The following is a 10,412-nucleotide window of genomic DNA, read 5'->3' on the forward strand; positions in this document are numbered from 1 at the left end:
GCGGCGGCGCGCTCAAGGTCGAAACCGCGGCAAGAAGCACCAATCCGGTGGCCGGCATTGCCGCCGCCTATGCCGGCCTCATGGATGCCTTCAAGACAGCCGCCTGACGGCTGGCCAACAGACGTTCAATGAATGGTGATGGAGCCTCGCGCCGCGCGGGCTTGCGCGACGCACTCACCCGACACATGTAAGTCTGCCGCGAGAACGTTTCACCGTTTCATGGAAACGGCAAACCGTTCTCTTTGTTTTGACGCAATTCCGGACGGAAACCGCTTCGCGCTTTTGCTGGAATTGCTCCAGGAGACCATTCATGGACAAGCCCGCCAACCCTGCGCCCGGCTTCCAGCGCAATCCCGACAAGGTGATCACCGTCGAACCGTATCGCGGCAGCGTCACCGTGCGCGCCGGCGATACCGTCATCGCAAGATCCACCCGGGCCAAGGTGCTTTCAGAACCACCCTACCCGGCGGCCTTCTACATCCCGTTCGACGATATCGACTTCAGCAAGCTCGCCGGCACCGAGCATTCGACGCATTGCCCCTACAAGGGCGATGCCAGCTACTGGAGCGTCCAGGCGGCCGGCGAAGCCGGCACGAACGCCATGTGGGCTTATGAACATCCGTTCGACGAAATGACCGAGATCCGCAACCACGGCGCGTTCTACACGAGCAAGGTAACGGTCGAAGCCGAACCGGGCTGAGTTTTCGATTGGGCTGGGCCGTCGCTGCGATCCGAGACGGGCGAAGCCCAAGCGTCGTCATCCCAGGGCGGAGGGATGGGCGTTCACGTCAATCTCGGAAGGATGTGGCTGCCAAATTCAGCCGCCGCACCGCACGCTCAATCGGTGGTGCCGTCGTTGCCTATACCGTCGGCATCGTCCAGGCGCACGAAGGTCATGCCTTTCTGCTTCAAGGCGAGCAGCCCCTGAACCACGCCCTCGCCGGCCGCATGCGTCGGCTGGTTGATGTGGGCGATGATGACGTCGCCGTCCTTGGCGGCGCCGATGCGGCGTGCCGTTTCCTTGGCGCCGAGCAGCGAGCCGCCGTCGCCATTGACCGAGAAGCCGGCGATCTTGAAGCCCAGCTTGCGGATCATGGCGATCGCCGATGGGCTGTATTCCGCGGTGGCGCCGCGAAACCATTTGGGCGCCGGTCCGCCCGCGCTGGCGAGCGCCGCGGCGCCGGATTCAACCTCGGCCTGCACGGCGTCCGGGCTGCCGGCGCTGCTTATGCCGTAAATCTTCCGCGGCGTATCGACCGCGGGAATGTGGCGGCCGCCATGGTTTTCCAGCTCGAACAGATCAGGATGCGCTCGCATGATCTCGACGGCCGCGGCATTGTGCTTGAGCCAGATGCCCGTAACGAAGATGGTCGCCGGTATGCGATTGTCGACAAGAGCCGAAAGTATTCTTGTGTCGGTCTTTCCTCCGCAAGCGTCGAGCGTCAGGGCGACTCGCCCACCCCCTTCCGAGGCTTGGGTCTTCAGATGCAGCGTCGGCTCGAGAAGCGTCGCGGCATTGCCGGCCGACGCCGCCAAGAGCGACAGCGCAAGCACGCAAAGAGAATTTCGAAGCAGACCCATCATCCATTCCAACCCGGCGCGCACGGCTATCGTCGTGCCGCCAACAAACTTTGCCTCAACAAAACCGGCATCTAGGCAAAAATCGGGACGACAAACAGCGCCAGAAGCGGCAGTCGCGAAAATTTGCTTTCGCCTTACACCGCGGCTTCCAAGCCCACCTCCGTCCGCGCCAGCAGCTGGAGCACGGCATCGGCAACCGTATCGACCTCCAAGCGCCACACGCAGCACGCCTTGTTGGGGTCAGGCCGTTCGCACATGTCCCCGCCGACGCAGTCGCAGGGCATGGGCGGGCGCACCGCGATGGTCTGCACGCCGACCGGTCCCCAGTTGACCGGGCTCTGCAGGCCGAACAGGCCGACGACGGGAGTGCCGGCCGCAGCCGCCATGTGCATGGGGCCGCTGTCGTTGCCCAGAAACAGCCGCGCCTGCTGGAGCAGCGCCGGCAACGTTTCGAGCGGGAGGGCTCCGACCAGATTGACGATCGGCGTCGTCGCAGTCGCCAATATCTTTTCGGCTGCCTCGCGCTCATCCGGACTGCCGACCAGAACAACACTGAGACCGGTTTCGGCCGATATCCGGTCGATTGCGGCGGCAAAGCGCTCGGGCTGCCAGCGGCGTCCGGGGAAGCTCGCCCCGGCATGCACCGCGACGAAGGCGCTCTGCCGAAGGTGGAACTTGTCCAGCAGCGCCAAGGCTTTCGCCGTCTGAGACGATGACGGCTCGATGGCGGGAACCCGCTGGTGCAGGTCTATGCCGAGCGCCTCCAGCGGCGAAAGATATCGATAGAGAAAGTGCCGCTCGCCGTAGCCGAACGGCTTCGCCTTGACATTGGCGGATTGGAGGTCGAGCCAAGGCAAGGGACTCTTGCCCGCCTGATACCCCACGCGAACCCGCGCACCAACCAGCCCTAAGATGAACCGCGACGTCCGCGTATCGGTGATGTCGATGGCCATGTCGAAACGGTAGCGGCCCAGCCTAAAGAGCGTGACAATGAGTTCCTGCGCGCGTCGCAGCGGCGTGCCGCGCATATGGGAACGGCGGAAGGTCACAACCTCCGAGGCGATATCGTTGGCCGTGAGGAACCCGGCGAAGCGGGAGTCGCAGAGGAAGACGATGCGGGCGCCGGGGTATTCGAGCCTCAGATTCTTCGCCAGCGCGGAAGAAAGAACGAGATCGCCAATATACTTCGTTTGCAGGATCAGGATCGACCGGATAGGGCCGGAGCGACGCTGCGACGTCCGTGTCCGGGGGCCGGACGGATCGGAGTCCACGAAGCTGGGCTGAGACGTCGACATGTGGAGCCGCCATGCGCGTGTTTCACGTGGCTCTCATATACAAGACTGCAACATTGTGGACCAGAGCGACTCACGCGCCGAAAAGGGCTTCCCGTCTCACGGAAAGGCGAATGCGCCGAGCGCGACGTTTCAGATCTCTCCTGGAATTGCTCCAAGAGGCGACGCGGCCGACGGGCGGCTTTCCCGCGGATGTAAGACGGCGGCCTCCAGGGGTATCTCCGTCCGTGCCAGAAGTTCCAGCGTGGCCTCGACCACCGGATCGACCTCCAGGCGCCAGACGCAGCAGGCCTTGCTTGGATCGGTCCGGCGGCACAGGTCGCCGCCGACGCAGTCGCAGGGCATGGATGGCCGCAACGAGATGCTGGGCACGCCGATCGGCGCCCAGCGGACCGGATTGGTCAGGCCGAACAGGCCGACAACCGGCGTGCCGGCCGCGGCCGCCATATGCATCGGCCCGCTTTCGTTGCCGAGAAACAGCCGCGCCTGCCTGAGCAGCGCAAGCAGGGTTTCCAGCCGCAGCGCGCCCGCCAGATTGACGACAGGCGTCTTCGCCGCGGCCACAATCCTGTCGGTCGCCTCGTTTTCGTCCGGGCCGCCGACCAGGACGACGCGCAAGCCTGTCTCGCCGGCAATCCTGTCGATTGCCTCGGCAAAGCGCTCCGGCTGCCAGCGGCGCCCGGCGAAACTTGCCCCGGCATGAACCGCGACAAAGGCGTTTGGGAGGATGTGGTGCCGGGCCAGCAAAGCCAGGACGCGGGTCGTCTCGAATGGCAGCGGTCGAATGGCCGGGGCCTTGACGCGCAGGTCTACGCCGAGCGCCTCCAACGGAGACAGATAGCGGTAGAGAAAGTGCTTCTTGCCAAATCCGAAGGGCTTCATCCTGACAGTGGCAGGCTGGCGTTCATGCCAGCGCAGAGGCCGCTCCGTCGGAGAATAGCCGACCCGGACCGGAGCATTGACCAGCCCGGAAATAAGACGCGAGGTTTTCGAGTCGGTGATGTCGATGGTCATGTCGAAGCGATGCCGCCGCAATTCCCGCACCACGCGGAAGAGCTCGCGTCCCCGCTCGAACGGCGAGCCACGCATCCTGGCGCGGCTGAGGGAGATAGCCTCGGCGGCAATGCCTTGAGCCGTCAGGAAGCTGGCCAAATGCGTTTCGCAGAGAAACACGATCCTGACGCCCGGATATGCGAGCTGCAGGTTGTTCGCCAGCGCCGAGGCAAGCACGATGTCGCCGATGAATTTGGTCTGCAGGACAAGGATCGACCGGAAAGCAGTGGGAGCAATCTGCAACATGGGTTTCTGACACCAAAAAGTTCGGTGTTGGAAACTCCCTCGAAACGATGTCGAGATTCAGGGCCGTCACGCGCACGTTCGCGTGACATTCCATACAAAACCGTAAGGACCCTTGGGGTGCCGCTCCCCGGAACGCCCCCTCAGGCGCGTCTGGCGGCGCCTTTCGCCGCCGCCACGGCCGCCTGCGCGGCCGCCAGCCTGGCGATCGGCACGCGGTAGGGCGAGCACGATACATAGTCGAGCCCGACCTCCTCGCAGAAGCGGATCGAAGCCGGATCGCCACCATGCTCGCCGCAGATGCCGAGCTTGATGCCGGGCCGGGTCGCCTTGCCCTTTTCAGCAGCGATCCGCACCAGTTCGCCGACGCCATCGACATCGAGCGACACGAACGGATCCTGCTCGATGATGCCCTTTTGCCGGTAGGTTTCAAGGAAGGACGCCGCGTCGTCACGCGAGATGCCGAAGGTCGTCTGGGTGAGGTCATTGGTGCCGAAGGAAAAGAATTCGGCGGCTTCGGCAATGACATGGGCGCGGATCGCCGCGCGCGGCAGCTCGATCATCGTGCCGGTGAGATAATCGATCTTGGTGCCGGTCTCCTGCATGACGCTTTGCGCTACCGCGTCGATGCGCGCCTTGACGTATTCCAGCTCCTTCACCAGTCCCACCAGCGGCACCATGATTTCCGGCACCACCAGCGCGCCGGCCTTGCGTCCGGCCTCGACCGCCGCCTCGAAGATGGCGCGCGCCTGCATCTCGGCGATCTCCGGATAGGAGACGGCGAGCCGGCAGCCGCGATGGCCGAGCATCGGATTGAACTCGTGCAACGCCTCGGTGCGTTGCCGCAGCTTGTCGGCCGAGACATTCATGGCGCTCGCCACCTCGGCAAGCTCGGCCTCGGTCTTGGGCAGGAATTCATGCAGCGGCGGGTCGAGCAGGCGGATCGTCACCGGCAGGCCGGCCATGATCTCGAACAGCTCGAGGAAGTCCGAGCGCTGCATCGGCAGCAGCTTATCGAGTGCTGAGCGCCTGTCCTTCTCGGTATCGGCCAGGATCATCTCGCGCATGGCGACGATGCGGTCGCCGTCGAAGAACATGTGCTCGGTGCGGCAAAGCCCGATGCCCTCGGCGCCGAAGGAGCGCGCCATGCGCGCGTCGAGCGGCGTTTCGGCATTGGTACGCACTTTCATGCGGCGCTGGGCGTCAGCCCATTCCATGATGGCGGCGAAATCGCCGGAAAGCTCCGGCTGCAGCATGGCGACCGCGCCCTTCAGCACCTGTCCGTTGCCGCCATCGATGGTTATGACGTCGCCCTTGCGGAAGGTCTGGCCCATCGAGACCAGCGTGGCGGCCTTGTAGTCGACGCGCAGCGAGCCAGCGCCCGACACGCAGGGCTTGCCCATGCCGCGCGCCACCACCGCGGCGTGACTGGTCATGCCGCCACGCGTGGTCAGGATGCCTTCGGCGGCATGCATGCCGTGAATGTCCTCCGGGCTGGTCTCGATGCGCACCAGGATCGCCTTGCGTCCCTGAGCCCTGGCGTCCTCGGCGTCGGCGGACGAGAAGACGATCTCGCCCGTGGCGGCGCCGGGCGAGGCCGGCAGGCCCATGCCGATGACATCACGCGCCGCCTTAGGATCGATGGTCGGGTGCAGGAGCTGGTCGAGCGATGCCGGATCGATGCGGGCGACCGCCTCCTCCTTGGTGATCAGGCCGTCCCTCGCCATCTCGACGGCGATCTTCAGCGCCGCCTTGGCGGTGCGCTTGCCGGAGCGGGTCTGCAGCATCCACAACTTGCCGCGCTCGATGGTGAATTCGAGGTCCTGCATGTCGCGGTAATGCTTTTCCAGCCGGTCGGAAATGTCGACGAAGGCCTGGAAGGCGTCGGGCATCAGCTTCTGAAGCGACGGCTTGTCGGAGCCAGCGGCGATACGCGCCGCCTCGGTGATGTTCTGCGGCGTGCGAATGCCGGCCACCACGTCCTCGCCCTGGGCATTGACCAGGAACTCGCCATAAAGCTGCCTGTCGCCGGTCGAGGGATTGCGGGTGAAGGCGACGCCGGTCGCGGAGGTGTCGCCCATATTGCCGAACACCATGGCCTGGACGTTGACCGCCGTGCCCCAGCTTTCCGGGATGTCGTGCAGGCGGCGATAGGTGATGGCGCGGCTGTTCATCCAACTCGAGAACACAGCGCCGATCGCGCCCCAGAGCTGCTCGTGCGGGTCCTGCGGGAACGGCTTGCCAAGCTCTTCCTCGACCTTGGCCTTGTAGAGCGAAATGACGCCCTGCCATTCCGCGGCCGTCAGCTCGGTGTCGAGCTCGTGGCCGAGGCTCGCCTTCTGGTCCTCGAGGATTTCCTCGAACACTTCGTGGTCGAGGCCCATGACGACGTCCGAATACATCTGGATGAAGCGGCGGTAGCTGTCATAGGCGAAGCGCGCATCGTCGGAATCGGCGGCCAAAGCTTCGACCGTCTCGTCGTTGAGGCCGAGATTGAGCACCGTGTCCATCATGCCGGGCATCGACGCTCGGGCGCCGGAGCGGACGGAGACCAGAAGCAGCTTCGACGGATCGCCGAACCGGCGGCCGGTGATGCGGCCGATATGGTCGAGAGCGGCGACGACATCCGCCTCGAGCCCATCGGGATAGGCCCGGCCGTTGGCGTAATAGGCGTTGCAGACTTCCGTGGTGATGGTGAAACCGGGCGGCACGGGCAGGCCGAGGCTGCACATCTCGGCCAGATTGGCACCCTTGCCGCCGAGAAGATTGCGGTCGCCGGCACGGCCTTCGGCGGCGCCGTCGCCGAAGGTGTAAACCCACTTGGTCATGCTTGCCCTCCAGTTCGTGGAAGATAGAAACAGCCGGACCATGGCCCGGTTCCCCGCCTCCCCGATCCGAGCGATAGGATGCTGCAGTGCGAAAGGCAAGGCACCGACCAGCGCTCCCAGGCACTACAATCGATTAAGCAAAAGCTGCGGCAAAAAGACTTGCCGGAGGGTATGGCGCGTTATAGAACATAACAGGAACATAGTGGAGTAGCGTGATGAAACTCAACGGAAAACTCGACTATCTGGAGCTGCCGGCAACCGGCGGCACGCTGGACAGCGTCAAATCCTTCTACAGCGCCGCCTTTTCATGGTCATTCATCGATTACGGGCCGACCTATTCCGCCTTCGCCGAAGGGCTCGACGGCGGTTTCCAGGCCGATGCCGGGGAAGCGCCGGCCAAACCGCTGCCCGTGCTCTACTCCGAGAACCTCGAGGAAACGCTGGACGCAGTCGAGAGCGCCGGGGGGACCATCGTCAAGCCGATCTTTTCCTTCCCCGGCGGCAGACGGTTCCACTTCACCGATCCGGCCGGCAACGAACTGGCGGTGTGGGGACATTAGAAAGGACGCGGGTTTCGAGGTTTTTTTGATGTTGACAGCCGGGCCCGGCTCACTCCAACAAATAGCGGTGATCTTCCAACAGCAAAAGCGGGCTGATGAAATTCGGGTCAAGCGGCGTTCGGGGTTTGGCTTCCGAATTGGTCGGAAGGCCAAGCGGACTTTACACTGAGGGCTTCGCCCGGCGCCTGCGGTCGACTGGATTTCAGCAAGGCAAGGTCTTCGTGGGGCGGGACTTGCGCGACAGCAGCCCGGCAATCGCGCGGGACTGCATGGCGGCGCTGGCCGCGGCCGGCTTCCGGCCGGTCGATTGCGGTCCGATCCCCACACCGGCGCTTGCCTTTTACGCCCGCCGGCAGGGCGCCGCGGCGCTGATGGTGACCGGCTCGCATATCCCCGCCGACCGCAACGGCATCAAGTTCTATGGACCGAAGGGCGAGATCGACAAGGCGGATGAGGCCGCGATCACCGCTCATGTCGCAGAGCTGTCGGATCAATACCCTTGGCCGCCGACCTATGCGGACTGGCAAGCCGGCCATGAACAGGCGCTCGCGGCCTTTCGAGACCGTGTCGGCGGCATCCTGCCCCCTGGCGCCCTTTCCGGAATGAGGCTCGGCGTCTACCAGCACAGCACCGTTGCGGCGGAGCTGCTGGTCGAGGTCCTGCGATCCTTCGGCGCCGATGTGATCGTCGTGGGCAAAACAGATACGTTCGTGCCTGTCGATACCGAGGCGGTCAGCCAGGAAACGCTGGCGATGTTGCGGGACTGGGTGCGCGAGTTCAAATTCGACGCGGTGGTCTCGGCCGATGCCGATGCCGACCGCCCTCTTGTCATCGACGAAAACGGCGAATTGTTCCGCGGTGACCTGATCGGGCTGGCCACGGCGCTCTTCCTCAAGGCCGATGTCGTGGTGACGCCGGTCACCTCCAACTCGGGCATAGCCGAAGCGTTCGGGTTCAGCGTCAGGAGAACGAAGGTCGGGTCGCCTTTCGTCATCGAGGGAATGGACGCCGCGCGGCAGGCAGGCGGCATCGTCGTCGGCTTCGAAGCCAATGGCGGAGTTCTGCTGGGATCCGACTGCCTGGTGAATGGCAAAATATTGTCAGCACTGCCGACGCGGGATTCATTCTCTCCCATCCTGGCGGTGCTGGGCACGGTGGCATCGACGGGGAAATCGCTGTCCAACCTGCGTGAAAGCTGGAATCTTCCGGTCTGCGCCAGCGAGCGGCTCGAGAACTTCCCGGTCGAGACATCGCGCGGCTTGATGCGCAAGCTCGCCGACCGGGACGCGTTGCAGCGGTTCCTGGCGCCCTTCGGCATGGTGGCGGATGTAGATGAGACCGACGGTCTGAGAGCGCGAATGACCAGCGGAGAGATCATCCATCTGCGACCCTCCGGCAACGCTCCCGAATTTCGCTGCTATGCCGAGGCCGCCAGCCACGAAAGGGCAAGCGAAATCGTGGCAATGGCGCTGGAACGGGCGCGGGTCGCCACACTGGCGGATAAGACCGAGGCCGTATAATGACAGCGGTGCCGGCGGTTGCCGCTGGTTTGGAGCGCGGGCAATTCAGCAATGATGGGGACATCCGCCCCGCATCTCGCTCGATCACCGAGACCATTGATGACGAAGACAGCATTGATAACCGGGATCACCGGGCAGGACGGCGCCTATCTGGCGCAGCTCCTGCTTTCGAAGGGCTACGAGGTCCACGGATTGGCGCGACGGTCGAGCACGGCCGACGTCAACACGATGCGGCTGAAATGGCTGGGCATCGAGGACGACGTGCGGATCGTGGATGGCGACATCACGGATCTGTCGGGCCTGACCCGAACCATGCGCGACGTAAGGCCTGACGAGGTCTACAACCTTGCCGCGCAGTCTTTCGTCAAATCGTCATGGCAGCAGCCTATCCTGACGAGCAACGTCACCGGCCTCGGCGTCACCAATGTGCTGGAGGCGCTGCGTCTAGAAGTGCCCGGGGCGCGTTTCTATCAGGCTTCGTCGTCGGAGATGTACGGCCTTATCCAGGAGCCGATGCAGTCGGAGACCACGCCTTTCCATCCCCGCTCGCCCTATGCGGTGGCCAAGGCCTACGGCCATTGGATCACCGTCAATTATCGCGAGAGCTTCGGCCTGCATGCCTCGAGCGGCATCCTGTTCAATCACGAATCGCCGCTTCGCGGCATCGAATTCGTGACACGCAAAGTCACGGACTCCGTCGCGCGCATCAAGATGGGGCTGGCGAGCGAGCTGCGCTTGGGCAACATCGACGCCAGGCGCGACTGGGGCCATTCCAGGGATTATGTCCGCGCCATGTGGCTGATGCTGCAGCAGGGAGAGCCTGACGACTATGTGGTCGCCACCGGCAGGACGACGACGGTGCGCGACATGTGCAGGATCGCCTTCGAGCATGTCGGGCTGAAGATGGATGACTATCTTGTCATCGATCCAGACCTGTTCAGGCCGGCGGAAGTCGAAATCCTGCTCGGCAATCCGGCCAAGGCAAAGACGAAGCTCGGATGGGAAGCGACGATCTCCCTGGAAGAGATGATCCGCGAGATGGTGGACGCCGATCTTGCGCGCCACGCAGCCACCGGGCGTTGAAAGGGCAGCCATTGTGACGCCGCGTTCCGCCACGCATCCGCATCCGGACAATGCTTCATGCTTCGTGAGGCCGGCATGCGCGTTTTGATGACCGGCGCCAACGGTTTCGTCGGCCCCTATGTCGGCGACGCATTGCGCAATATCTGCGGCCCTGAGGTCGTCATTGCCGCGACCTCCAAGGATGGGGGCCCGCACGCCGCTTTCGGCGAGGTCGAGGACCTGGACGTGACGGACACAGCCGCCGTCCAGGAC

General features: G+C 64.2%; 8 protein-coding genes and 1 pseudogene. 5 read left to right on the forward strand and 4 right to left on the reverse strand.

The window, feature by feature from the left end; all coding sequences use genetic code 11:
- Positions 1-310: 310 nt before the first annotated feature.
- Entirely contained in the window at positions 311-700 is a 390-nt protein-coding gene (locus tag EOA23_RS26905; RefSeq protein WP_042641822.1) for a DUF427 domain-containing protein, read from the forward strand.
- Between the two features lie 137 nt (positions 701-837).
- Here EOA23_RS26905 and EOA23_RS26910 read toward each other — a convergent pair whose 3' ends face one another.
- From EOA23_RS26910 to ppdK, 4 genes are all read right to left on the reverse strand, one after another.
- Entirely contained in the window at positions 838-1,581 is a 744-nt protein-coding gene (locus tag EOA23_RS26910; protein WP_126064747.1) for a polysaccharide deacetylase family protein, read from the reverse strand.
- 134 nt (positions 1,582-1,715) lie between these two features.
- Complete coding sequence (locus tag EOA23_RS26915; RefSeq protein ID WP_127306373.1) at positions 1,716-2,876, reverse strand: glycosyltransferase family 9 protein; 1,161 nt, start codon at positions 2,874-2,876, stop codon at positions 1,716-1,718.
- Positions 2,877-3,005: 129 nt separating this feature from the next.
- Positions 3,006-4,172 (reverse strand): glycosyltransferase family 9 protein, encoded by a 1,167-nt coding sequence (locus EOA23_RS26920; RefSeq protein WP_127306374.1) that lies wholly within the window; start codon positions 4,170-4,172, stop codon positions 3,006-3,008.
- Positions 4,173-4,312: 140 nt separating this feature from the next.
- Positions 4,313-6,997, reverse strand: coding sequence for a pyruvate, phosphate dikinase (gene ppdK / locus EOA23_RS26925; RefSeq protein WP_127306375.1), 2,685 nt, complete (start codon positions 6,995-6,997; stop codon positions 4,313-4,315).
- A gap of 215 nt (positions 6,998-7,212) precedes the next feature.
- On the opposite strand from ppdK, the gene EOA23_RS26930 reads away from it, so the two are divergent.
- The 4 genes and pseudogenes from EOA23_RS26930 to EOA23_RS26945 all read left to right on the forward strand — a co-directional run.
- Entirely contained in the window at positions 7,213-7,557 is a 345-nt protein-coding gene (locus EOA23_RS26930) for a VOC family protein (protein WP_127306376.1), read from the forward strand.
- A gap of 95 nt (positions 7,558-7,652) precedes the next feature.
- Positions 7,653-9,077, forward strand: coding sequence for a phosphomannomutase (locus EOA23_RS26935; protein WP_127306377.1), 1,425 nt, complete (start codon positions 7,653-7,655; stop codon positions 9,075-9,077).
- 99 nt (positions 9,078-9,176) lie between these two features.
- Positions 9,177-10,160, forward strand: coding sequence for a GDP-mannose 4,6-dehydratase (gmd, locus tag EOA23_RS26940; RefSeq protein ID WP_127306378.1), 984 nt, complete (start codon positions 9,177-9,179; stop codon positions 10,158-10,160).
- A 57-nt stretch (positions 10,161-10,217) separates the two neighbouring features.
- Positions 10,218-10,412, forward strand: a pseudogene (locus tag EOA23_RS26945) (NAD(P)-dependent oxidoreductase); the annotation flags it as partial.

This window comes from Mesorhizobium sp. M2A.F.Ca.ET.042.01.1.1, from assembly GCF_003997405.1.
Lineage (GTDB): Bacteria > Pseudomonadota > Alphaproteobacteria > Rhizobiales > Rhizobiaceae > Mesorhizobium.